This is a genomic window from Pseudomonas sp. SIMBA_041 (genome assembly GCF_046535095.1).
GTDB classification, from domain to species: domain Bacteria; phylum Pseudomonadota; class Gammaproteobacteria; order Pseudomonadales; family Pseudomonadaceae; genus Aquipseudomonas; species Aquipseudomonas mucoides.
In genome coordinates this window covers 493,324-517,473 of the sequence record NZ_JAWRXJ010000004.1, presented here as the reverse complement: position 1 = coordinate 517,473, position 24,150 = coordinate 493,324, and the positions used below count along the sequence as shown (strand labels likewise).

Annotated in this window: 23 protein-coding genes; 10 read left to right on the top strand and 13 right to left on the bottom strand. The window is 61.1% G+C overall.

Going from position 1 to position 24,150, the window contains the following annotated elements; translation table 11 throughout:
* Window position 1 precedes the first annotated feature (1 nt).
* The 4 genes from SB725_RS12410 to SB725_RS12395 are packed head-to-tail and all read left to right on the top strand — an operon-like array spanning window position 2 to window position 2,783.
* Window positions 2-886, top strand: a complete 885-nt coding sequence (locus tag SB725_RS12410; protein ID WP_059181692.1) for a type II secretion system F family protein — start codon at window positions 2-4, stop codon at window positions 884-886.
* Window positions 883-1,773 (top strand): type II secretion system F family protein, encoded by an 891-nt coding sequence (locus SB725_RS12405; protein ID WP_027921874.1) that lies wholly within the window; start codon window positions 883-885, stop codon window positions 1,771-1,773. The genes SB725_RS12410 and SB725_RS12405 overlap by 4 nt, the downstream gene beginning before the upstream one ends.
* A gap of 10 nt (window positions 1,774-1,783) precedes the next feature.
* Entirely contained in the window at window positions 1,784-2,497 is a 714-nt protein-coding gene (locus tag SB725_RS12400) for a hypothetical protein (RefSeq protein WP_194940943.1), read from the top strand.
* A 13-nt stretch (window positions 2,498-2,510) separates the two neighbouring features.
* Window positions 2,511-2,783: a DUF3613 domain-containing protein gene (locus SB725_RS12395; RefSeq protein WP_027921876.1), complete on the top strand. Its 273-nt coding sequence runs from the start codon at window positions 2,511-2,513 to the stop codon at window positions 2,781-2,783.
* Window positions 2,784-2,864: 81 nt separating this feature from the next.
* On the opposite strand, the gene SB725_RS12390 is transcribed toward SB725_RS12395, so the two are convergent.
* Both SB725_RS12390 and SB725_RS12385 read right to left on the bottom strand, forming a co-directional pair.
* Window positions 2,865-3,644, bottom strand: coding sequence for a response regulator (locus SB725_RS12390; protein WP_194940944.1), 780 nt, complete (start codon window positions 3,642-3,644; stop codon window positions 2,865-2,867).
* A gap of 114 nt (window positions 3,645-3,758) precedes the next feature.
* Window positions 3,759-4,229, bottom strand: coding sequence for a prepilin peptidase (locus tag SB725_RS12385; protein ID WP_027921878.1), 471 nt, complete (start codon window positions 4,227-4,229; stop codon window positions 3,759-3,761).
* Window positions 4,230-4,304: 75 nt separating this feature from the next.
* Here SB725_RS12385 and SB725_RS12380 point away from each other — a divergent pair, with 75 nt between their 5' ends.
* Window positions 4,305-4,745, top strand: a complete 441-nt coding sequence (locus SB725_RS12380; protein WP_027921879.1) for a TadE/TadG family type IV pilus assembly protein — start codon at window positions 4,305-4,307, stop codon at window positions 4,743-4,745.
* Window positions 4,742-7,510 (top strand): ATP-binding protein, encoded by a 2,769-nt coding sequence (locus SB725_RS12375; protein WP_410921829.1) that lies wholly within the window; start codon window positions 4,742-4,744, stop codon window positions 7,508-7,510. The genes SB725_RS12380 and SB725_RS12375 overlap by 4 nt, the downstream gene beginning before the upstream one ends.
* On the opposite strand, the gene SB725_RS12370 is transcribed toward SB725_RS12375, so the two are convergent.
* The 5 genes from SB725_RS12370 to SB725_RS12350 form a co-directional block, all read right to left on the bottom strand.
* Window positions 7,480-9,321 (bottom strand): pilus assembly protein TadG-related protein, encoded by a 1,842-nt coding sequence (locus SB725_RS12370; protein WP_410921828.1) that lies wholly within the window; start codon window positions 9,319-9,321, stop codon window positions 7,480-7,482. The genes SB725_RS12375 and SB725_RS12370 overlap by 31 nt on opposite strands.
* Before the next feature lie 208 nt (window positions 9,322-9,529).
* On the bottom strand, window positions 9,530-10,096 hold the full coding sequence (locus SB725_RS12365) for a DUF4136 domain-containing protein (protein WP_027921882.1): 567 nt from the start codon (window positions 10,094-10,096) through the stop codon (window positions 9,530-9,532).
* A 52-nt stretch (window positions 10,097-10,148) separates the two neighbouring features.
* Window positions 10,149-10,763 (bottom strand): DUF4136 domain-containing protein, encoded by a 615-nt coding sequence (locus SB725_RS12360; RefSeq protein WP_027921883.1) that lies wholly within the window; start codon window positions 10,761-10,763, stop codon window positions 10,149-10,151.
* A 12-nt stretch (window positions 10,764-10,775) separates the two neighbouring features.
* Window positions 10,776-11,525, bottom strand: coding sequence for a methyltransferase domain-containing protein (locus SB725_RS12355; protein WP_027921884.1), 750 nt, complete (start codon window positions 11,523-11,525; stop codon window positions 10,776-10,778).
* Complete coding sequence (locus tag SB725_RS12350) at window positions 11,525-11,827, bottom strand: MazG-like family protein (RefSeq protein WP_027921885.1); 303 nt, start codon at window positions 11,825-11,827, stop codon at window positions 11,525-11,527. Before SB725_RS12350 ends, SB725_RS12355 begins: the two co-directional genes overlap by 1 nt.
* Window positions 11,828-11,982: 155 nt before the next feature.
* Between SB725_RS12350 and SB725_RS12345 the strand changes: the two genes are divergently transcribed.
* Window positions 11,983-12,276 (top strand): hypothetical protein, encoded by a 294-nt coding sequence (locus SB725_RS12345; RefSeq protein ID WP_027921886.1) that lies wholly within the window; start codon window positions 11,983-11,985, stop codon window positions 12,274-12,276.
* 114 nt (window positions 12,277-12,390) lie between these two features.
* A complete protein-coding gene (locus SB725_RS12340) occupies window positions 12,391-13,731 on the top strand; it encodes an MATE family efflux transporter (protein WP_410921827.1) in 1,341 nt (446 codons plus the stop codon).
* On the opposite strand, the gene SB725_RS12335 is transcribed toward SB725_RS12340, so the two are convergent.
* From SB725_RS12335 to SB725_RS12310, 6 genes are all read right to left on the bottom strand, one after another.
* Complete coding sequence (locus SB725_RS12335) at window positions 13,721-14,545, bottom strand: DUF4123 domain-containing protein (protein ID WP_027921888.1); 825 nt, start codon at window positions 14,543-14,545, stop codon at window positions 13,721-13,723. The two genes, SB725_RS12340 and SB725_RS12335, sit on opposite strands and share 11 nt — an antisense overlap.
* Window positions 14,542-15,612 carry a contractile injection system protein, VgrG/Pvc8 family gene (locus SB725_RS12330; protein WP_027921889.1) on the bottom strand — a complete coding sequence of 357 codons (1,071 nt, stop codon included), beginning with the start codon at window positions 15,610-15,612 and terminating at the stop codon, window positions 14,542-14,544. The genes SB725_RS12335 and SB725_RS12330 overlap by 4 nt, the downstream gene beginning before the upstream one ends.
* 233 nt (window positions 15,613-15,845) lie before the next feature.
* Window positions 15,846-17,759, bottom strand: a complete 1,914-nt coding sequence (gene speA / locus SB725_RS12325) for an arginine decarboxylase (RefSeq protein ID WP_027921890.1) — start codon at window positions 17,757-17,759, stop codon at window positions 15,846-15,848.
* A gap of 219 nt (window positions 17,760-17,978) precedes the next feature.
* Window positions 17,979-18,350, bottom strand: coding sequence for a translation initiation factor Sui1 (locus tag SB725_RS12320; RefSeq protein ID WP_027921891.1), 372 nt, complete (start codon window positions 18,348-18,350; stop codon window positions 17,979-17,981).
* A 177-nt stretch (window positions 18,351-18,527) separates the two neighbouring features.
* Complete coding sequence (locus tag SB725_RS12315; protein WP_027921892.1) at window positions 18,528-19,085, bottom strand: NUDIX hydrolase; 558 nt, start codon at window positions 19,083-19,085, stop codon at window positions 18,528-18,530.
* Window positions 19,086-19,088: 3 nt separating this feature from the next.
* Window positions 19,089-20,156 carry a DUF2333 family protein gene (locus SB725_RS12310; RefSeq protein ID WP_027921893.1) on the bottom strand — a complete coding sequence of 356 codons (1,068 nt, stop codon included), beginning with the start codon at window positions 20,154-20,156 and terminating at the stop codon, window positions 19,089-19,091.
* Window positions 20,157-20,442: 286 nt separating this feature from the next.
* On the opposite strand from SB725_RS12310, the gene SB725_RS12305 reads away from it, so the two are divergent.
* Entirely contained in the window at window positions 20,443-22,113 is a 1,671-nt protein-coding gene (locus SB725_RS12305) for a PleD family two-component system response regulator (protein WP_027921894.1), read from the top strand.
* A gap of 52 nt (window positions 22,114-22,165) precedes the next feature.
* Window positions 22,166-24,112 carry a methyl-accepting chemotaxis protein gene (locus SB725_RS12300; RefSeq protein WP_410921826.1) on the top strand — a complete coding sequence of 649 codons (1,947 nt, stop codon included), beginning with the start codon at window positions 22,166-22,168 and terminating at the stop codon, window positions 24,110-24,112.
* Window positions 24,113-24,150 lie beyond the last annotated feature (38 nt).

Below are 24,150 nucleotides of genomic sequence, written 5' to 3'. Positions count from 1 at the left end.
CATGCTCAAACCGGCGCTGCTGATTCTCGCTTGCCTGATCCTGTTCGGGCTATCGATCCGCTTGTTGCTCCGCGGGCTGCGCCAGACCGGGACCGAACGCGTATTGGGTCGCCTGAGCCAAGGGCAGCCGCAAATCGTCGTCGAAAAAACCTCCTGGGCCGGGCCGGAACGGGCGTTTTTGCGCGCCGGTCTCGGGCGTCCGACTGAACGGTTGGGACGCTGGGTGCTGCTGTGGGCCCTCGGTATTTTGCTGGGCGTTGTCGTCGGTGGCTGGATCGGTGCGCTGCTGTTTGTACTGGTGCCGCCGTTGCTCCTGCGGCTGTATGTCGGCTGGCGTTATCAGCGCCGGCTCAAGCGCATGATCGAACAACTTCCGCCGTTGCTTGATCACACCGTGCGCAGCCTGAAATCCGGTCGAACCCTGGCCGATGCCCTGCTCGGCGCTATCGAAGCCGCCGATGACCCATTGAAAAATGCCATGGGCCGGGTCCAGCGCAACGTGCAGTTGGGTGTCAGCTTGCCCGACGCCGCGTCGGACTTCGCCGAGTTGTATGAGAGAGATGAACTGCGCCTGCTGGCCCTGGGTTTGAAGGTCAATCATCGCTACGGCGGCAATGCCAGTGAACTGCTGGAGAACCTGATCAAGATGATCCGTGAGCGCGAGCAGGCCGCCCGCCAGCTCAGCGCCATGACCGGTGAAACCCGGGTAACCGCGTGGGTGCTGGGGTGTTTACCGCTGGGCCTGGCCGGTTATTTTCTGATCGCTAACCCGGCCTATTTACTCGCCATGTGGAATGACCACTCGGGGCAAATCATGCTCGCGACAGCGTTTGGTTTGCAGGCGGTGGGCAGCCTCGCGCTCTGGCGCATGTTGCGCAGCGTATGAAAATGCCTCTACTGATCAGTGCACTGCTGTTTTTCGGGGCCACGCTGTTGCTGCTCAGCAGCCTGCTGGACCAGCGTCGACGGGCGCGTCAGGTGGCCCAGCGGCTGGACGGCAAGCCGCTCGGTCACAGCCAGTTGGGTCTCTGGTTGCAGGCGTTGGGCAATAGTCGGATCGGTCAGCGCTCGGTCAATCTGGACAACGAAACCCAGGCACTGCTCAACCGCCTCGGCTGGCGCAGCACCCGTCGTCGCTCACTGTTCGCCGCGTGCCAGGTCGGCGTGCCGGTGCTGGCACTGGCCATGAGTTTGCTGATTCAGGGGGTGTTCTATCCCGATGCGCAGAACCACTGGATCGCCCCGCTGTTCGCCACGGCCATCGGCTATTTGCTGCCTAAGCGCTTACTCGCCGCTGCCTCGTTGCGTCGACAAAAACAACTGGCGTCCGAGATTTCCACCTTCATCCCGCTGCTGCGCATCCTGTTCGAATCGGGCATGGCGGTGGAGCAGTCGTTGCGCGTCCTGAGCACCGAAGGCAAACAACTCATGCCCGCGCTGACCCATGAACTGCGTCTGGTGCTGGCCCGTGTCGATTCCGGCCTGGAACTGGGTGAAGAACTGCACAAGGTCAGCCGTTTGCTGGCGGTCGATGAATTCACCGACACCTGCGTGATCCTTGAACAGTTGATCCACCAGGGCGGCGGTGCGATGAAATCCCTGCTGACGCTCAAGCAATTATTCGATGACCGGCGCCTGACGCGCCTGCAGGAATACATCTCCAAGATGTCCGCCAAAATGTCCGTCGTGATGATGCTGTTTCTCTTCCCGGCGTTATTGATCGTGCTGGCCGGCCCGGGCTTCACCGCCCTGGCCCGGGCCATTGGTTCATAGAGGGGTCCTGATGAAAGCGATGATTGCCGGTTTGAGTTTGCTGTTATTGGGCGGTTGCGCCACCGACGGCCAGACACCATGGAGCGCCCTGACCAGCAGCGCCAGTTGCAGCAAATTGAGTGCCGATGAACAGCTGAAATTAAACCTGGCCGACGACATGGCCAACGACGGCAAACTGCACGCCAGCCTGGCCAACCTGCAAAGCCTGCCGGACAACGTGGCCGACGTACGCCTGCGCCGGGCCAAGGTCTACCGCCTGCTGGGGCGCAGCGAAGCCGAGCCGTTATACCGCAGCCTGCTCGGCACCTGCATGGCCGCCGAAGCCGAACACGGCCTGGGCCAACTCGCTGCAGCCAAGGGCGACAACGGCCTGGCCCAGGCTCACTTGCTGCGCGCCGCGCGGCTGGCGCCCACCGACGACAAAATCCGCAACGACCTCGGCGTGGTGTACCTCAATCAACTGCGCGTCGACGATGCACGCTTTGAATTCCTCACCGCCATGGAACTCAAGCAAGGCGATCAACTGGCCGCATTGAACATGGTGACGCTACTGATCTACCAGGACGACTGGAGCCGCGCCGCCGAACTCGTCAGCCGCCTCGGCCTCAGCCCCGCCCAAGTCACCGAAGCCCAGGAACGCGCACAAAAACTCAAGACCCCGGGCAAGACAGGCCCGATTCCTGTTAACCAGGTCGCCGTCGTCACGACGCCGAGCCTCCAATAGGGAGTCCTTTGCGATGAAACCAATCGTCCTCAGCTGCCTCGGCCTGCTGGCCCTGCCCCTCGCCGCCCTTGCGCTCGACGGCCCATCCTCGCCACAACAAGCGGAAACCGAAGGCTGGCTGCAACTGCAAAGCAGCAACAAGGCTGCTTCGCAGAAACCACAGACCTCGACAGCGACTGAACGCGAGCTGAGCATGCAGCGCTGGTTGAAGAGTTATGAGCATGAGATCCCGCAGTTTTTTGATCAGGATCAGGGGGGGACGGTGAGCAGTGGGTCGGGGGGGTAGGTTTTGGTTTTTTGTGTGTGGTTTGCCGCCTTCGCGAGCAGGCTCGCTCCCACAGGTCAAACAGTGTGCAGCGGAGGAAAATCAGTGAGCCGTAACCCGCTGGCGCATCCCGGAACTGCTGGGCGACAACGCCAACGCCAACTGGGTGCGGTTATGCATATGCGTCAAACGCAACACCTGCGACACATACAGTTTCACCGTGTTCTCGGTAATCCCAAGCTCACAGGCAATCTGATAATTGGTCTGCCCCTTGCCCACCAACCGCGCCACATCCAGCTGTCGTGGCGACAACTGATTGAAAATCGCCGGCATCTCCACCCGATCCACATCACTGACCTCAGCGTCGCCGACATCCGCCTGAGGCCCACGTCGAACCTTATCCAGATCCTGATACAAATCATCGATCGACTCGGACAGATACTGCAGCTTCTGATTCAAATGCCCCAGCTGCAGATTTTTCTGCCGCTCCTGCAACGCCACTTCCTGACGCTGAACCCCTTCCAGCAACTCACCCAGATCAACCGGCTTCTGATAGTAATCAGCAAACCCGGCCCGCAGCGCCTTGATCACATCCTGCTTGTCCGCACGTCCTGTCAGCATGATGGCTTCAAACGCCCGGTGCTTGCCAGACAACCGCTGCAACACCTGAACCAACTCAATCCCGTTCAGCCCAGGCATCTGCAAGTCGCACAGCACCAGGCCGACATCCAGATCCTCCTCAAAGCGCTCGATCGCCTGCTGGCCAGACTCACACGGAATACAGCCATAGCCCTTGCTCTCGAGGAATTCGCACAGCTCCTCCACGATCAAAGGCTGATCATCGACCACCAGGATTTTTACCGCAGACGTAAACTTATTCACGCGCCACTCCATGCTCAGGCCAACGCTGACCGCTCCTGTACTGACAGCCCCAGGCTGCACAACCAGTGATTTGAAAGTAGACGCACTTTCTGACTCTGTACATAGAACGGGCGACTAGTGAATCCAGGCGAACGTGAACAACAACCCCACCAACACAAAGGGCGCAAATGGCTGCTTCCTTGACACTCCCGGCTCCAGGTAGCGAAGACGAGCCCTAAGCCCTTGACCCAAATGAAGCCAGACTCTTGGCGCCACCAGCAGCCATAAAACACTGGCCAGTGCGGCACCGATAAAGCTGCCCAGCAGGTGTATACCGTCCGTCGCGAGACCCAGGGCGCCCATCAGTTTCACATCGCCCGCGCCCATGCGGCGCAGCGCATAACCGGGCAAGGTGAAGGCCAGCGCCAGCAACAACGCCCAACCGCCCTGCGCGGCCTCAGCGCCCAGCCAGGTGGTGTCGGTCCACAACAACCAGGTCAGCGCCAACGCGCCTGCACCGAGGGTCAGGCCATTGGCGATGTGCTTTTCCCGGGCATCCTGTGCCGCGCAGAGCGTCAGCCAGATCAATAATACAAAGCTTTGCATTCGGTAAAAAACATCCGTTATGGCTGAATGATTCTATGCTGATATCACGCTGTGACAGTCAGGGTAGACGCACTCATGAAATCAAGCCTCCCCCGCAAACAAAAAGGCGCCGTTGCGATTGAGTTCGCCTTGGTGTTCGTGCTTTTTTTCGCCGTGTTCTATGCAATTGTCAGTTACAGCTTGCCGCTGTTGCTGATGCAATCGTTCAACCAGTCGACCGCTGAAGCGGTTCGCCGCAGCGTGGCGGTGGACCCGAGCGCGCCCGGTTACGCGGCCACCGTGCAAGCCACCGCAGCAGCAGAATTGAACCGGCAGTTGGCCTGGATTCCTGCCGCACTGAACTTCAATGCCGCCACCGATTCCACCATCACCTTTGTCGCCGGAGTGCTTAAGGTCAAAGTCGATTACCCCACCAGCAAGCTCAACCGTGTGGTGCCGTTTCTGGTGCTGCCGGGGATCGGTTCGGTGCCCAATTTGCCGGCGACACTCAGCGCCAGTTCGAGTCTGCAATTTTGAGTTCCGGCGACAAACTGTTCGGCCGTCTGCTGAACCGCCATCCGCCACAGCCTGTGACCATGCCCGACACCCTGTGCGTGCAGAGTGTGGGCTTGCAACTGTACCTGGATGCCGAAGGCCGGGTGATTCATCAGACGGGACCGCTGCGGCATATGCTGGCCCAGCAGATTCCAGCCGCGCAGTCCCCGCTGCTGGTGGATTACCTCATGCCCCACAGCAGCCTCGCGGTCGAAGGTGTGCCCGCCGACTGGCAGGGACAGACCCTGGACCTGGACTTCTACACCGTCAGCGGACAGCCCCTGCACCTGCGCGGCTGGGTCCAGCCCGCGGACAAAAACTGGTTGTTGCAGTTACTCGACATCGGCGACGTCTTGCTCGAGCGCCGGCAATCGCGCAGCCGCGAACAGAACCAGTTACTCACGGCGAAGATCAGCGAACAGCTGCGCCTGTGCAGCCTGGTGCGTCTGCCCGATGTTTTGCTCGATCAGCTTCAGGTGCTGGCGCAACGTTTTCACATTCCCTGCGTTGCGGTGGCGTTGCTCGATGAGCAGGCTCAGGGCTGGCAAATTCATCAGCAATACGCCGCCCTCGATGCGCCGAAGCTGTGGCAAAACGCTCAGCGCCTGGGCACCGGGCTCGACAGTTTGAACGGCTCGGTCGCCCAACACCTGACGCCCGCCGCGCACCCGCGCCTGCAAGACATCTTCGGGCATGCCGACGGCTTGGCGGTGCCCTATTACGACGCTCACGGTGTGGTCGCGTGGTTACTCTGCGGTGTGTATACGGCGCAGCAACGTGCTCCGGATCTCAACGACAGTGACTGGTTGCAGCTCTGCGCTGCACTGGCCAGCCCGCTGCTGGAACGCCTGCGCGAGCATCGTCATCAACTGCAACTGGAACGGCTGGAATCACTGCAAGGATTGCTCGGCACCGGTTGGTGGGAAATGTTCAGCGACAGCGCCCAGGTGCAGTTGGCGCCGTCGCTCGCCAACGTGCTGAGCCTGACGAGCACGCAATTACCGTTGAACGAATGGCTCGACCACATTCACCCCGCTGACCGCGAAGAACTGCGCAGTCGCCTGCTGGACTTGCAGGACGCCGGCACGCCGTTGTTGCTGTGTGTGCGTCTGCACCGCCCCGAAGCCACACAAACGCCGATCTGGTATCGCCTGCAAGGCCAGGCCCTGGGCGCCGGTAAACAGCGGCGTTTGGTTGGCTTCATGCTCGACATCAGCGATATCAAAAATCAGCAACAGAACGCCGCCACCGCCCATGCGCGACTGGACAACCTGATCGCCAGCTCACCCGCGGTGATTTACGTGCAGCGCTACGTCGAAGGCGCATTGCAACCGACGTTTTTCAGCGACAGCCTGCTGCCGCTACTAGGGCTGACCCTCGCCGATTGCAGCGCCGGGGCCTTGATCGAACGCATTCACCCGCAGGACCGCGATCAGTATTTCGAGCGTACCCGGCAGTTGCTGCGCGAAGGCTCGGTGCGTGCCCGTTACCGACTGCGCGACCATCGCGGCGATTACCACTGGCTGCTCGATGAGGCCAAGCTGCTGCGCGATGACCTCGGCCTGCCGGTGGAAGCCGTCGGCTTGTGGCTGGACGTCACCGAAGCGACCCTGGCCGCCGAACAGGTGAAACAGAGTGAAGAGCGCTACCGGATTCTGGTGGAGGACTCGCCCGCGATGATTTGCCGGTATCGCCCGGACCTGACGCTGACCTTCGGCAATCGGCCGTTGGCGACCTATCTGGAATGCCAGCCCGAACAATTGCCCGGGGTGAATCTAGGCCAATGGATGTCGGACGAACAACGTGAAGCGTTCGTGCAGCGACTCAGTCAACTGAGCCCTGAGTTCCCGGTGAGCACCGCGGAAATCAACCTGCAACTGCCCGGCCGGGAGCACGCGTGGTGGGTCTGGTCTGATCGCGGGGTGTTCGATGAGCAAGGGCTCCTGCTGGAGATTCAGGCCGTCGGGCGCGATAACACCGAAGTCCGGCGCTCGCAGCAGCAACTCACGCAGAGCGCAAAAATGGCCACCCTCGGCGAAATGGCCACCGGCCTGGCCCACGAAATCAATCAGCCGCTGAACGTGATGCGCATGGCCATCGTCAATGTGCTCAAGCGCCTGAGCACGGGCGAGGTGCAGATCGACTACCTCACCGACAAGCTCAACCGTATCGATTCCCAGGTCCAGCGCGCCGCGCGAGTGGTGGATCACATGCGCGTGTTTGGCCGTCGTTCGGAGATCGAACAGCATCCGTTCAACCCGGCGCAGGCCATCGAGGGCACGCTGTCGCTGCTGGCCGAAGGCATGCGCGGCAAAGGCGTTGAACTACGGGTCAGCGAGACCGGTTTTGACGTGCAAGTGCGCGGCTACGTCGATCAGCTGGAGCAGGTGTTGATCAACCTGATGGTCAACGCCCGGGACGCGCTGCTGAGCAAACGCGAGGCCGACCGCGAGTTCAAGCCGTGGATTTCGGTGTACGCCGAACGGGACAAGCAGTCGGTGCGGCTGTGGGTCGAGGACAATGGCGGCGGCATTGACCCGCGGTTGATGGAGAAGATTTTCGAACCGTTTTTCACCACCAAACCGGTCGGCATCGGCACGGGGTTGGGGTTGTCGGTGAGCTACGGCATCGTCGAGAACATGGGCGGACGCCTGAGCGTTCGCAACTCAGTGGAGGGCGCACGGTTTTGCATCGAGCTGCCGGTTGCGTTGGATGATCAGAGCAGCAGTGATGCTCGACCGGAGTGACAGCTGAGGTTGGCGCCGACCTGAATTTTCCCGACCTCGATGCCAAGGGTTTTCAGGACGGTGTTGAGCAGGTTGTCGAGCAGCGGGCTGAGGATCGAGTTCAGCGTTGTCGTCAACAGCGACAGCACGCTGGTCAACAGCGAGTTCAGCAAATCGAAAACCGCCTGCAGCAGGAAGCCGGGACTGAATGACGGGGTGTGAACAATCAATGGCAAGGGATTGATCGCCTGCGACAAGCCGGAGATCGCATTGGTGGCGGTCAAGGTATAAGGCGGACTGGAGGGGGCCAACCCGACTTTCGGCGGGTTGATGAACGTGGTTGATGCGCTGGTCGGCACGACGGGGCTGTCGATCCTGAGTTCAGCGCCACCACCGGAAAAGGGCACGCCGGCATGCCGGATATCGAGCAAGGTGAAGGGCGTGACGCTCAGAGGCGCAATCGAGGAGGCCCAATTGGAGTTGACCCGCCCGACCCGCAATTCAGCCACGGTGGTGGTGGTGAAAGCGGTCAGGCTTTTATTGGATTCGCTGGCGCAGGTGTAGTCGGTGACGTAACTGCTGCCCCCGCCCGCCTCAAGACTCACGTCCAGATTGGGATTGGGCAATACATACAAATCGAGTCCCAGTAACCCGGTGACCACAGACAAAGTGCTCGTCACCAAACCGGTCAGGTTAGTGACCAGCGACAAATCCAGGCTCACCAACACCCGGACCTGCGCGGTGCGCACATAGATTCGATTGGCGCCCAACGGCGCCAGTTTTGCCAAGGCCGGGTTACCCACTACCGACAACTGTGGCGGCTCGATCACCTTGATGTTTGCCGTGGCCCCGAGGCCCAACCCCAACAGATTCACCGGAAGCGTGCCCGTCAGCGCACTCTTGCTGTTGCCCAGTTCGATAAACGCCTGGACCAGTTGAAAGGCATTCACGTTAGCGTTCAGGCCGGACGCGGTGCTGCCCGTCTGCAACTGCAAGATGTCACCCAAATGCACTTTGAGCGGATTGACGACGGTGTTGGCCAGCGCATTCAAACCGGTCTGAACGTCCGCCGTCGCGCCATTGGCCTGGGCCACGGTCGCGGCAGCTCGCAGCAGCTGGCCCACCGTGGCGTCTGCGCCGAGCAATTGGGTGTAGTCGCCGGCGGTGACCTGCAGGTCAACGGCAAGCTGATCCATGTATTTGAGCAGGTTGATATTGGCAGCCACCAAACCGTTCCAGCTGGCGACGGTCAAGTTGATCGGCGCACCGCTCAAGCCAGACAACATACCGTTCAACAAATTAACGTCTGCCAGCGTGCTTTGAATACTCAGTTGGGCCACCGGCGGCCCCGCGACACCCGCAACGGCCGTGGCGCTCAGGTTAATGGTCGAGTTGGCAGGGGAGCCGCCGAACATCGCTCCGAGACCGCCGACCAGACTCTGCGGCACCACATGGCTGGCGATGACCCGGATCGCTTCGCTTTTGCTCGGGTCCGCCGCGAATACCCGAAGGTTGCCGGCGTTCACGGTCACCGCGCCGCAGACAACGGCCAAGGCGCGGCCAGCGCTGGGGAGGGCGAAACCATTGCGTTGGGCGCTGGCGGTGGCGTAGGTGACGGCGGAGGCGCCGACCAGGCAGTCACCGCCCCGTGTGGCGGCTTCCAGCGCAGCCATGTCGGCGACCCGTTGCAGGTTGCGTTTTTCCAGGTAGAGCCGGCCGGTGTCGACCACAACCACCAGGCACAATAGCGCCGCCGCCATGGTCAGCGCCGCCATCAAGCCAATCGCCCCCCGTTGCCGGGCCGGTCCACGAAACTGCAAGCGGGGAGACATCGCGCACTCCTTTGCCGGTGCACTGCCGGGGCTTTCTGCGATCGTGAAGAGCAGTGTAGACAAGGGTTGGCCAGAATGCTGGCAACTCGCCAGCCCAGACAACAAAAACCCCTGTAGGAGTGAGCCTGCTCGCGATAGCAGAGTGTCAGTCGACATCAATTTTGACTGTTACACCGTTATCGCGAGCAGGCTCACTCCTACAAGGGGATTAGTGGGCTAATTTGGGTGGATAGTTGGCCAGGATGCGCGCCACGGTTTCGTGGATCGCAGTGCTGCGATCCGACGGGTTCGGCGAGCCGCTGAGCAGTTGCTCGTCGCTGCCGCGCCACACCAGTTTGCCGTCCTTGCCGTCGAGCAGGTCGATCTGGATGGTCGCCACTTTGTAGCTGACGTTGCGGGTTTCGTTGTACATCGGCGCACCCCAGTAACCGTTCCAGGGGTTGCCATAACCGCCGCCATAGCTGGTGGTGACTTGTTGCTGGCGCTCTTCGACGATCAGATAGGTTTGTACGTTCAAATCGCCCCGGGTGCCGGTGGCGGCCGGGCGCAAGCCGCGCTGATCAAGCTGATCGGTCACCGATTCACGGATGCGTTGTTCGGTCAGGTCACTCTTGATCCGCGGATCATCCGGGCGGTATTGCAGGGCCGGTTCTTTCCAGCTCCAGCTGCGGTAGGCGGCAAAATCGCGGCTGGCGTCAAAGTCATGATTGACCTGGTTGGCGGCGCAGGCACTGAGCAGCGCGGCCACAACCAGTACAGCGAGACGTCGGAACATGATCTTTCTCCGGTTGAGGCGTCACCTGCGCAATGCTTCTTATCGACAGAAGCTAACTCGGAGGATACGCCGACATTGCCTTTTCTACAGCCTTTCGCAGGGCATCGGCTTGTTCGCTCTGGCTGCCGCTTTGGCCGGTTTCGGCGCTGCCGCTCCACACCGGCTGACCGGTGCCGGCGTCGTACAGATCCACCTGCACCACCAGGACTTGCTCCTGATACGTGCGCACGATCGGCACGCTGCCGTACATGCCGTAACCGTTGCCATAGTGGTTGTAACCGCCATAACCAGCGCCGTAGTAACCGTAGTCGTCGCGCTCCTGGCGCAAGCGGGTTTCGATGTGCAGGTTGGCGCTGACAAACAGGTCGGCCGGACGGTTATCGTGCAGCGGACGCAAGCCGCGCTGATCGAGGGCGTTGCTGACCACTTCGGCCACCTGCGCCGGGTCGGCCCAGGTGGTGCCCGGCGGCAGATGGCCGTCGAGCCACGCCCAGCTGCGATAACGCCCATAGTCATGAGGCGGCGCCGGGTAGGCGCTGCGATCGAACACCTTGGCAGCGCCCGGCGGCGCCGGCGGAATCGGATTCGACGACGCCACATACGGGTTGCCGCCCTGACAGGCCGCCAGCCCGAGACAGATCACCAGTAACCCTGAACGACTTTTCATTTCGAGCTCCGATCAGACCGGCCGACAGATCCAGTGCAAGTAGCGCCCGAGCCCGGCAAAGCTCGGGTGACGACGGTGGGCCAGTTCCATTTCGAGCAGGTCCACCAGCTCGGCACGGGCCTGGAATTCCACGGGCATATAGTCGTGAAAAACCCGCACGCCACTCTGGGTTTCGACCTGCCACAAGCCCTCAAGTTGCGCCGCCAATTCCCGCGGGTCGAGCGGTTGTTGCGGGGTCAGGCTCTGCTTTTCGCCCGCCATGTCGTTCTTGCGCATCTTGCGAAAGTGGCCCTTGAGCAGGTTGCGGTAAATCAACGCATCGCGGTTGTAGAAGGCCAGGGACAACCAGCCGTCTTTTTTCGTCAATTGATGCAATACCGGCAAAATCGCGTGAGGTTCGGCCAGCCATTCCAGCACGGCATGGCACAGGACCAGGTCGTAGGGTTCGGTGAGCTGACCGAGCAGTTCCTGCCACGGTGCCTGGATGAAAGTCGCGCTCTGCCCCGCCTCGGCGAAACGTTGGCGGGCGCCTTCGAGCATCGGTTCGGCGGGCTCGGCCAGCGTGACGTCGTGACCACGCTGGGCCAGCCACAACGACATGTGGCCCAGGCCGGCGCCGATGTCGAGCACACGCAGCGGCCGGTCCGGCAGGGTTTCGGCCAGGTCGGCCTGAAGCACCGCCAGGCGGATTGCGCCTTTGGCCCCGCCGTAGATTTTTTCGGCGAAGCGTGTCGCCAGTTGATCGAAATGACGATCACTCATCAGCTGAACCTCTTTTCGCTGTCCGCGAGTTTGCTGAGCACGACTTCATTCATGTCCAGCCCCAACTCGCTGCACAGCAGCAATAAATAGAGCACGATGTCGCCGACTTCCTGCCCGGCATGGGCGAGCTTGTCGGCCGGCAATTGACGCGACTGGTCTTCGGTCAGCCACTGGAAAATCTCCACCAGCTCGGACATTTCCACGCTGGCGGCCATGGCCAGGTTTTTCGGGCTGTGGAATTGCCGCCAGTCGTTGCGGTCACGGATGGCATGCAGGCGTTCGGTCAGTTCAACAAGGTTCATCGGGCTCTCCTGAAGGCGTATAGCTTCGGGGGGATGGCCGGGGATGGCAAGGGCGCTTTTCCCACAGGTGCAGTGCAACCCTCTATGCTTGTGGGGAACTCGCCACTGCGATCAATGGCCCAAGGCTCAACCACTTACATCAGGACGTTAACGACATGCAGGTAGAAGGTTTTTTCGAATGGCTCGGCCAGGCGCTCGGTTCGGTCATCCGCTTTATCGTTGACGCCCTCAGTGGCTTGTTCAACCTGTTGAGCCACGCCGGCAGCAACTTTGTCGATGGGTTGTCCCGGACACTGGGGATGGACACTTCGATCATCAACATCATTGCGCTGATCCTGGGGTTGATGCTGTTGTGGTCGGCGATTCGGGCGTTCATGAATGCGTCGGTCATCATGGGGATTATCTGGTTGCTGTTGGGGCTGTGGCTGCTGAGCTGGATCATCCACTGACACCCAAAAATCTCTGTAGGAGCGAGCCTGCTCGCGATTGATCATTCCCACGCAGAGCGTGGGAACGATCACTTCCAACTATCGCTACAATGCCGGCTTCGCCAAGGAGCCTGCATGTCCAACCTGATTGCCGACTGGCGTGACCGCCCGACCCATCGCCGGGTCTGGGCGCTGGCTGCGCCGATGATTCTGTCGAACATTTCCGTACCGCTGGTGGCGCTGGTCGACAGTACGGTCATCGGCCACCTGCCCCACGCCCATCAGTTGGGGGCCGTCGCCGTCGGGGCCAGTTTGTATACCTTCCTGGCCTGGGCCATGGGTTTTCTGCGCATGGGCTCCACCGGTTTCGCGGCGCAGGCTGCCGGCCGCGGGGATGGCGCAGCGTTGCGGCAGATTTTGCTGCAAGGCTTGTTATTGGCGATGGGGCTGGCGATTGTCCTGGGGGCCGCGGGTGTTCCCTTGAGCGGCGTCGCGCTGCACTTCATGCAACCCTCGGCAGAGCTGGATCAACTGACCCGCGAGTTTTTCCACACGCGGCTGTTCGGACTGCCGGCAGCGCTGGCCAGTTATGCATTGGTCGGCTGGTTCCTCGGCACCCAGAACGCCCGGGCGCCGCTGGCGATTCTGCTGAGCACCAACCTGGTGAACATCGCGCTGAACCTGTGGTTCGTCCTTGGGCTGGAATGGGGCGTGGTCGGTGCCGCCCGCGCCTCGGTGATTGCCGAATGGACCGGCGCACTGATCGGTTTGCTGATGACGCGCAAAGCCCTGCGCGCCTACCCCGGTCATATCGTCTGGGCCGCGTTGGCCCTGTGGCAGAGTTGGCGGCCATTGCTGGCGGTCAATCGCGACATCTTCATCCGCAGCCTGGCGCTGCAATCGGTGTTTTTCCTGATCACTGTACAAGGCGCGCGACTTGGCGATGCCACCGTTGCCGCCAACGCACTGCTGCTGAACGGCTTACTGCTGACGGCCCACGCACTGGACGGTTTGGCGCATGCCGTGGAAGCCCTGTGCGGGCACGCCATCGGCGCCCGTGATCGAGGGGCGCTGCGGCGTTCTCTGGTGGTCGCCTGCGGCTGGTCATTGCTGGCGAGCCTGGGCTTTGCCGTGCTGTTTGCGTTCGCCGGGCATGTGTTTATCGAGATGCAGACGAACATCCAGAGCGTGCGCGACACCGCCTTCATCTACCTGCCCTACCTCGCCGCGCTGCCGCTGATTGCGGTATGGAGTTACCTGCTCGACGGGCTGTTCATCGGTGCCACTCGCGCCCGGGAAATGCGCAACGGCATGCTGTTGACCGTGGTTCTGCTGCTGCCTTTCGCCTGGGCGCTGCAAGGCTTGGGCAACCAGGGACTGTGGATCACCTTTCTGCTGTTCATGGTGTTGCGCAGCCTGACCCTCGGTGCGTTTGCCTGGTACTTGCGCAAGAACGACGGCTGGTTCACTGGATGATGGGGTCAGGGCCCTCTCTGGGTTGAGCGTTCTGCCACAGGGTGCGCAGGCTATCGAGACGCGCCTGCTGGGTGGCGCCCGACAAAGGCAGTTCAGGCGTTGCGCCGGGGTGCTGCAAACGTAGCCACAACCAGCCGTCGAGCACCGGTCGCTCGCTGAAGCCCAGCGCCAGCCCTTCCCTCAGATGGGACCATAGACGGGTGTAATCGCGACCGGTGGATTGGCTCCAGCGCCAGGCATGCTGCTCCAGCAGGCAGGTTTGCAAAGCGTCGCGCTGACGCGCACTGAGATCTTCCTCAATCCCTAGCGGTTTGACGACAAGCCCTGGATTGAACAACTGCTGCCAGCCCTGACAACCGATGGCCCGATCAGCCCAGGTTCCACCGAACCAGCGTATCTGCCGGATCGGACCGAGCCAGCGACTCAGTTCCGGGGCATCGCAGGCATCGAAAAAGTAACTGGCCGTGTGGGAGTTGTAGAAACTCAGCAAGGCGCGGTGGTGCAGGCCAACAGTGACGGTGAGCATGCGGCGTAAATGCTCGAGCAACTGTGACGCAGGCGCCTGACTGACCAGCCACAACCCGCTCCAGAGGTGGGGTTCGCGCAGACAACGCTCGGCCAGCGCCGGGCATCCCTTGAGGTCGACCAGCACGGGCCCGTGATCCCGTAACGACTGCCATTCGGTGTCGTCAAACAGCCCGTACTGGCGGACGTGGGCAAAGGGTTGCCGCAGCGTTGCTCCGGCCCCGGGTACGCCCGGCACATCGAGCAAGAGCCATTGTGAAGTTGGATCGGGAGCCTGGGCGGCAATCATGGTGCACCGCTCTGGCCAAGCTGTGTCGCTGCCCGGCACGCGCAAAGGACTTGTGTGCAATGTACGAAACTGCCCCCGCCGGGTAGCAGACACAGCAACACCAACGGTTCGCTGGACTGTAACAGGCGCAACAATCCATCAACCGACACATTGTTATCCGCCACCACAGCGGGCTGCGCATCGGCCAAGCCTGGCGCCTGGGCGACTGGGGGGCCGCAAAGAAATCCGGTGATGAGCGGTTGATCGGGATCGCCTTCGATAAAGCTCACCAGCACCTCAAGACCTTCTCTCATTGGCAGGGTGTGGGCGCCGCTCAATTCAGGCGCTATCGACAACCAACAGTGGCTGGGGGCCGCGCCTTCGCCCTGATAGAGCCAGTCAAATTGCACCGCGACAGGTCTGGCTACATCGGGTTGAGGCTCATCGACTTCGACCACCCAAGCCCGTTGCAGGCTGTGCATTCGGGGGCCAGTGGACAAATTCATCGGAGGCAACTCTGCGCCGTCCTGAACATGCCCGTCACCCAAGACCAGACAATGACCACGCCTGCGGTGCTCGAAGTGGTAATGCAGGCGTTCCTGCGCGCATAGCCGCTGGAAAAACTGCAGGTCCGATTCCTGATACTGCGTGCAGAAATCCCGAGGCGGGTAATCGCCGGTCAACTCGAAACGCCGATCCTTGCCGGCAATGCCATGTTCCTTGAGTACCTGGGCGAGGATCTCCGGGACCGAACGGTTGCTGAAAATACGCTGGCTGAATCGCTGGGCCAGGCAGGCCAGTTTCGGCTTCAGGCGTACACGACAGCGCCTGGGTGTGGCGCTCTGTCCGGCCTGGACCAGTTCATGCAACTGTCCGTGAAAACCGTTTCCCGGTGGACCGACATGCAAAAAGGCCGGCCGGTACAACAGGCTTGCCAGGTCCAGTGCCGGATCGTCAATCAGCAGCTCCATGTTGAACTCAAAAGGTTCGCTGATCGCGTCACTGCCGCTAAAGGCCAAGACCGCAAAGGGATCAGGCAGACCCTCTACATCCAGACGAAATGACGTCTCGTTGGCTGGATCGAACATCGGCGATTCTCTACAGGAGGGGCGGCTGGGGATTCTCTCTGAGAGAGTTGGCCGAGTAGAGAGCTGAACTACAACTTAGGAAATGACCTACGCGAAAAGAAGACCACATCGCAGGGATAGACGAGGATGTGAGTCATTTCGCGGGAAATCAAAGACGCGTCGCACCAGGCCATCTGAAATTTCCGCAGCGTGCGGAACATTTTCAGACAACCTGATGGGAGCGGTGCCCTACCTTACGAAGACAGGTAAGACGAACGGGTCAGGCCCAGGCGCAGAGCGTCGAGGAACTGGGTGCGCTCGGCCGCGGTGATGCGTGCACTGGCGCACTTGTCGCGGTAGTGGGTCATCAACTCTTCCGGCGACAAGTGCACGTAACGCAGCATGTCTTCGATGGTGTCGTGGGTTTCGATACCGGCGTGGTACACGCTGCCGTCGGCGTTCTGGTAGATGTTCACCGAGTCGGTGTCACCGAACAGGTTGTGCATGTCGCCGAGGATTTCCTGGTAAGCGCCGACCAGGAAGATCCCCAGCAGGTAGTCTTCACCTTCGTTCAGTGCGTGTACCGGCAGGCTGGTTTCGATGCTCTGCTCGTCGACGTACTGCTTGATCTTGCCGTCGGAGTCGCAGGTCAGGTCTTGCAGCACGGCGCGGCGCAGCGGCTCCTCGTCGAGACGGTGCAGCGGCAGGATCGGCAGGACCTGGCCGATGGCCCAGGTGTCCGGCAGGCTCTGGAACACCGAGAAGTTGCAGATGTACTTGTCGGCCAGCTTGTCGTTGAGTTCGTCGAGCACCTGGCGGTGCGAACGCTGACGGGCTTTCAACGAGTTGTGCAGGCGACGGCACACGGCAAAGTAGCATTGCTCGGCCAGGGCTTTTTGCGCCAGGGTCAGCTTGCCGTCGGCGTACTGGGTGGCCACGTCGCTCATGTAGTGCGTCGCGCGCCAGTAGGTTTCGGTGACCATCTCGATGTCGGTCGGGCCCAGCAGGTCAACCAGCCATTGCACGGTTTCCGGCAGTTCTTCCTTGTTGTCGATCTGCGGCACGTCGTCGTTGTGTTTCTCGACGTCGGTGACCTGCACCACCAGCATGGCGTGGTGAGCGGTCAGGGAGCGCCCGCTTTCAGAGAAGATGTTCGGGTGCGGCAGGTTCTGCGCGTCGCAGAATTCCTTGAGCATCCCGACCACGACACCGGCGTAATCGTCCATGTCGTAGTTGATCGAACTGGCGTTACGCGAATGCGTACCGTCGTAATCAACGCCCAGACCGCCGCCCACGTCGATGTGATCCACTGGCAGGCCGAGGTTGCGCAGTTCGCCGTAGTAACGAATCGCTTCCTTGAAACCGTGCTGGTAGTCCGCCAGGTTGGCGATCTGCGAGCCCATGTGGAAGTGCAGCAGGCGAATGCCCTGATCCAGGCCCGCGGCGCGGAAACGCTCAACCACCGACAGCAATTGTGCCGCCGACAGACCGAATTTGGATTTCTCGCCGCCGGTGTCCGCCCATTTGGACGAGGCCAGGGACGACAGACGTACGCGCAGGCCGACCTGAGGCTTGACCTTCAGCGAGGCCGCTTCTTCGATCACCAGGCCGACTTCGGATTCTTTCTCGATCACGATAAAGACGTTGTGACCCAGCTTCTGGCCCATCAGCGCCAGACGAATGAACTCGCGGTCCTTGTAACCGTTGCAAACGATGGTGCCGCCCTTCGGCGCCAGCGCCAATACCGCTAGCAACTCTGGCTTGGAGCCGGCTTCCAGACCAATGGAGACGTCCTGGGTCGCAATGATGTTTTCAATCACCGCTTCTTGCTGGTTCACCTTGATCGGGTACAGCGCGGTGTACTTGCTCTGGTATTCCAGACGCTCGATGTTCGCATCGAAGGCGCCGGTCAGCTGACGCACGCGGTCTTGCAGGATATCCGGGAAACGCACCAGCAATGGCAAGGACAAACCGCTTTTGCGCAGTTGGTCGACTTGCTCGAACAGATCAATAGGCGAACTGGTCGGACCGTTCGGACGAACTTCGACGCGACCGGCGTCATTGATCGCGAAATACCCGGCCCCCCAATGGCGAATCCCGTAAACACTGCGGCTGTCCGCAACTGTCCATTGGCTGCCATCGTCTTTGCGTGTGCGTCGTACGGACATTGAAGTCCCCTATAAAGAAGTCATAGAGCGTCGCCTGGGTTCAGGCCGGCGCAGTCTAAAGAATGAAAATGACGATTAGCCTGCATGCAAGGGCGATAGACCTCACATTCAGGTTTGAGTTTAGAAACCAGTCAGAACAGGCTCTGTGAAAACCATGTAGACGACGCCAGACCCGTTTTCAGGACTGGATCAAGCCGAGGGTGGTTTTCACAGAGGCTGCTAGCCGCCGGACTTCTTCGCTTTGAAACCGAGTTTGATCAGCTCGCCCAAGAGTAGCTCGACATGATCGCCCTGGATTTCAATGATCCCGTCTTTCAACGCTCCGCCTGTGCCACAACGTTTTTTCAACGTGGTGGCCAGTTCCTTGAGCGCGTCTTCGGCCAACGGCACGCCGGTGATGGTGGTCACCGTCTTGCCGCCACGGCCCTTGCTTTCGCGACGCACGCGAGCGATGCCGTCGCCGGCCGGGATAACGGTCTGTTTGCAGATACAGGCGTCCACCGGTTTACTGCAATCAGGGCAATGACGACCTGCGTCGGTGGAAAATACCAGGCCACCAAGGGCGGCGAAGGATGCGGCTTTTTTGGCCACCGGCAATCCTCTTGGGAGGACAAAGACTGGTCGCGGCAACCTGGGCAGGAGCCATCGACCGCGAAGCCCCACTCAGGCAGGGGCAGCGCTACTGAACCAGACGTGCGGGTTCAGCTTGAAAAGGTCGCGCAGTGTAACGGCAAAAAGCCGACTTGCTAAGAGCCAATCGGCGCCAATTTACAGCTCTTTTGCGACGCCATCCCGTTGCGCGCGCAGATAGCGCTTCAACGCCGCCAGAGAGTCCGGGCAATAAGGCTTTTGCTGGATTTCCAGCATGACCTGATCGATGGGCATAAAGCACGCTTCAAGCACCTCTTCGGGCTGCAGAATCAACGGCCCGTCCCAGACCGCCGAAAACGCCGAACACCAGAGCCGGTTGCCGGTGTCTTCAAAGAAGAAGTGATCGTGGGCGGTCAGTTCCACACCGCTCACGCCCAGCTCTTCTTCCAGCTCGCGGGCAGCTGACTCGGCGTAGGTTTCGCTGGCGAGCACCATGCCCCCTGCCGCCACATCCCAGTACCCCGGATAAATGGCTTTGCTCAAGGTTCGGCGGTGCACACAGAGATCACCGGCCGAATTGAACAGCATGATGTAGGTGCCGCGCCCGATCAGCCCACGCTCGCGCAAATCGGAACGGACCAGGGCGCCAAGCAGGTTGTCCTGCTCGTCTACCCAGGCGATCTGTTCGGCATCCGAGGCCGCGCGATGGGCGGCCTCTTTGGCGTTATCAACCATGACTCAGCCTTGATTGAGCAATTGACGCAGATCGATCACTGCAGCGTTGGCCCGGGAAATGTAGTTGGCCATGACCAGCGAGTGGTTAGCCAGTACACCGAAGCCGCTGCCGTTGAGGATCATCGGGCTCCAGACCGGCTCCTGCGATGCTTCCAGCTCACGGATGATCTGGCGCACGCTGACCGTGGCGTTTTTCTTGGCCAATACGTCGGCGAAGTCGACTTCGATGGCGCGCAGCAGGTGAGACAGTGCCCAGGCCTGACCGCGAGCCTCGTAGAACACATTGTCGATCTGCATCCACGGCGTCTCGACGATTTCTTCGTCCACCTGTGGCACTTGCCCTGGCGTCAGGACTTCGGTTTTCAGCGAAGTGTTGAGTTTGACCCGACCGACGCTGGCCGACAGGCGTTGCGACAGCGAACCCAGGCGGGTGCCGACGTCACCGAGCCAGTTGTTCAGGTTGTCGGCGCGGGCATAGAACAGGGCGCTTTTCTGGTTAGGATCGGACAACCGCGCCTGATAGCGGCTCAGCGAATTGATGCCTTCCTGATACTCGGACTCACTGGAAGGCAGCACCCAGCTCTTGTTGTCGAAGTTGAAACGCGGTTCGGCCTTGGCCAGGTCGGCGTCTTCGGCCGATTGCGACTGGGAGCGGGCGAAGTCTTTACGCAGTGCACGGCTCAGGTCGCGAACCTGGACCAGCACGCCATATTCCCAGCTTGGCATGTTGTCCATCCACAGGCCCGGCGGGAAACGGTCGTTGGAAATGTAGCCACCCGGTTTGGTCAGCAACGTACCGGCGACGGTCTTGAGGGTTTCCACGGTGGTGTAGCCGACGACCATCTGCTTGCCTTCTTTCTCGGCAGCGATCTGGGCATTTTGCTGGACCGGGAACAGCGCGGGCTCCTCGCTCCAATACCAACCCAGGGCAATCGCCACCAGCAGGTAAAGGCCGATCAAGGTGGCCAGCGCCCGGCTGAACAGCAGGCCGCCGATATAACTGCGGGTGGCCGACTTCGGTTCAGCGGCACGTTCAGGGGCACTGCCCGCGCGGTTCTTCCAGTCCAGCATGGCGATATCCTTTCAATCACTTGAGTTCATCGGTTCGACCACAACCCTACGCCATCGTGCCTCGTTTTGCCGCGTATTAATCGGCGCGCTGCTGTGAGCCAGGATTGCATCGTCGAGGCGCCACTATAAAGGAAGCACACGCCTTGAGCCTATCCGACCAGCCGGTCACAAACTGAATGACGCCGCATTACAGATTATTGACGTACGACACTCGTGCAATTGCAAAGAGGTGCTAGCATAGAGCCACCAGTCGATCTCAGCTTTTACCCTAACTAGTAGTCAGGATATGACCGAGCCAGAAGACCCCAGCCGTGAGCGCCTCAAGCACCACTTTGCCCAGCGGGTAATTCATCAGGCACGTCAAATTCTTGAGATCTGGCAGCGCCTGCAACGCAGTGAGTGGTCCATCACCGACTTATCGGAACTGAGCGAGGCGAACCTGCGCCTGTTGCGGTTTGCCGAGCGCTTCGAACAACCGGAACACACTCAACTGGCGCGCCACATCGGCCAGTCGCTGGAGGCTGTCGACGCCAATCGCGGACGCCTGAGCAGCGGGCTGATCACCGACCTCAATCGCTTGATGCAGCGCCTGTCGCGTACCGGCCTGCGGCATGGCGATCAGTACGAACAAACCTTCCTGCCGCCGTTGCGCAAGCCGATCTACGTGATGCTGCAGGATCACGACCGCGCTGAGCGCCTGGCCAAGCAACTGGAATTTTTCGGGCTCAGCGCCCAATCCCTCGACAGCGTTGCCGCGTTCCGCGCCTCGATGGTCGAGCGTTTGCCCGCTGCAATCGTCATGGACGTGGACTTCAGTGGCCCCGGTATCGGCCTGAAACTGGCCGCCGAAGCCCAAGAAGGTCTCGATCATCGCCTGCCGCTGTTGTTCTTCAGCCTGCACGAAACCGACACCCCAACCCGCCTGGCCGCCGTGCGCGCCGGCGGCCAGGAGTTTCTCACCGGCACCCTGGAGGCTTCGAGCCTGCTGGAGAAAATCGAAGTCCTGACCTGCGTCGCCCAGTACGAACCTTATAAAGTGCTGATCATTGACGACTCCCGCGCCCAGGCCCTGCACACCGAGCGCCTGCTCAATAGCGCCGGGATCGTCACGCGCACGTTGATCGATCCGATTCAGGCCATGGCCGAACTCTCGGACTTTCAGCCTGACCTGATCATCCTCGACATGTACATGCCGACCTGCACCGGTACGGAACTGGCCAAGGTGATCCGTCACAACGACCGTTACGTCAGCGTCCCGATCATTTACCTGTCGGCCGAAGACGATCTGGACAAGCAGCTCGACGCGATGAGCGAAGGCGGCGACGACTTCCTGACCAAACCGATCAAGCCGCGCCACCTGATCACCACCGTGCGCAACCGCGCGGCGCGGGCACGCAATCTGAAAGCCCGGATGGTCCGCGACAGCCTGACCGGCTTGTACAACCACACGCACATTTTGCAATTGCTTGAAGACTGCAGTTTCCGCTCCCGCCGTGAGAACAAGCCGCTGAGCTTTGCGATGCTCGACATCGACCACTTCAAACGGGTCAACGATAGCCACGGGCATCCTATGGGCGACCGGGTGATCAAGAGCCTGGCGCTGTTCCTGAAGCAACGCCTGCGCAAGACCGACTTCATCGGCCGCTATGGCGGTGAAGAATTCGCAATCGTCATGCCTGACACCGACCTCGCATCGGCTTATGCCGTGCTGGATGAAATTCGTCAGCGCTTTGCCGAAATCCACTATCCGGCGCAGCCTCAAGACCTGTGGTGCACGTTCAGTGCCGGCGTGGTGGAGTTGTGCGAGCACTCCGACAGCCTGATGATGGCCAGCCAGGCAGACGAGGCGCTGTACCGCGCCAAGGACGCCGGACGAAATCGTGTTCAGGCGGCGCGAACGTCACAGCAAAGTGCCACTTTTTCATCAGAATCCACCGATTCGGTCATAACCCTGTAACACAAACGCAATAAATTCAGGCGCTTACCATTCTGCCGTTGGTAGACCCGCTATGCGCCTGAAGCTGCTGACCAATCTCAACACCCTCCTTTTAGTCGCTGTGTGCTTGGCCCTTGGCGCCACGCTGTGGTGGTCGCAAAAGGCCTTGGAGCGCCCCTATCTGTTGATGGAGCGTTACCTGGGGCTGTCCCAGAAATTTCAGAATGAAGTCGCGCGCAATATCGAGGACTACCTCGCCAGTGGCGATGCCCTGCGCCTGAGCAGCGCCAGCCAGGCGATTGATGTCTTGCAAAAAGATCTGGCCGAGCTGCCACCGGCACTGGCCGAGACCTTGCGCCCGAGCCTGTCGACGCTGGATGAGTTCAGCAAAACCGACCTGTTAGCCGCCGGCAAACTCGCGGGCGACCCGCAGGCATTGCTGCTGCAAGCCGAGCGCGAACTCGGCGCCAGTCTTGACCAGCTCAACCAGTACGCCAGCGCAAACGCGGCTTACCTGACGCCGCTGCTCGCCGCTTCTCAACATCTGGGCAAACTCTCTCTGGCCCGGGACAAACTGATCAGCAGCGGCCGCAGCGAACTGGCCGCCGACGTCGAGCGTGAAGTGGCCAGCATCCGTGCTCAGGCGGAACTGCTGGCCAGCTTGCCATTGCTCGGCGTAGCCGCCAAGACAGAATCCAGCACCGATGATTTCGCCTCGATGATGGGGTTGGAGAACAACGAGAAAGCCGCCGCGGAAGACGCTGGTGTCGGCCTCAAGCGTGAACTCAACAGCCTGCTCACACGCTACCCGGCCGAGCTGTCGCGCACCCGTGATCAGATCCAGAAACGCACCGACCTCAGTGCCGCCACACACCTGAAAATCGCCGCCGTGCAGCAAGCGATTGCCGGACTCGAACCGGTGGTCCGCGCGCAGCACGGGCAGATTCAGGGCGAAGTGCGCTTGATGCAGGGTGTGATGATCGGGCTGATCCTGCTGATCGCACTGCTCATCGATACCCTGCAACGACGCCTGGCCCGAACCCTGACCAACCTGGCGCCAGCCCTGTCCACCTGGGCCGAAGGCGACTTCAGCCGCGACATCGAGCTGGGCAATACCAATCGCGAATTGCATGACATACAGGCGTCGCTCAATCGCTTGCGCGCCTACCTGGTGGATCTGGTCGGGACCATTCGTCTCAACGCCGAGCAGGTCGCCGGCAGCAGCCGAACCCTCGCCGATCTGAGTAACGACCTGCACAGCGGTGCCGAACACCAAGCCGGCGACACCGCCCTGATCCGCGATTCCCTTGGTGAACTGGAGGCGACCATTCAACAAGTCGCCGGCGATGCCAGCCAGGCCGCGGATGCCAGTCGCCATGCCGGCCTGGCGGTCGAACACGGTCAGAAAGTCATTGGCCTGAGCCTGACCGGCCTGCATGCGCTGGTGGGTGAAGTGCAGGGCAACGCGCAGATGATCGAGCACCTGGCGGAAGAGTCGGCGACCATCGGCGGCGTGCTGACAGTAATCCGCTCGATTGCCGACCAGACCAACCTGCTGGCCCTGAACGCCGCCATCGAAGCGGCCCGCGCTGGCGAGATGGGGCGCGGGTTTGCGGTGGTGGCGGAAGAGGTTCGCTCACTGGCGCAACGCACCGCAGGCGCGACAGCAGAGATCCAGACACTGATTGCCGGCCTGCAAACCGCCGCGCGTCAGTCGGTAGAGGGCATGCGCGCGCAGGTCGAACACGCCGAAGCTACGGCCAGTCAGGCGCAGGCGGCAGATGGTGCGCTGGATAAAATCGTCGGCGCGATCCAGACCATTGCCGACACGGCCGTGCGCATCGCCGATGTCACCGCCCAGCAAAGTGGCGCGGTCAGCGAGATTCGCGATCACAGTGAGCGCATCCATCAATTGGGTGGGGATAACTTGCTGCGCATTGGTGAAGGGCGTGAGCAAGGGGAGAATCTGTTGGTGCTGGGCGGGCGGCTGCGTACCGCCGTTCAGGCTTTCCGCGTCTGATAGACCGCCATCGCGAGCTTGCTCGCGATGGCGTCGGT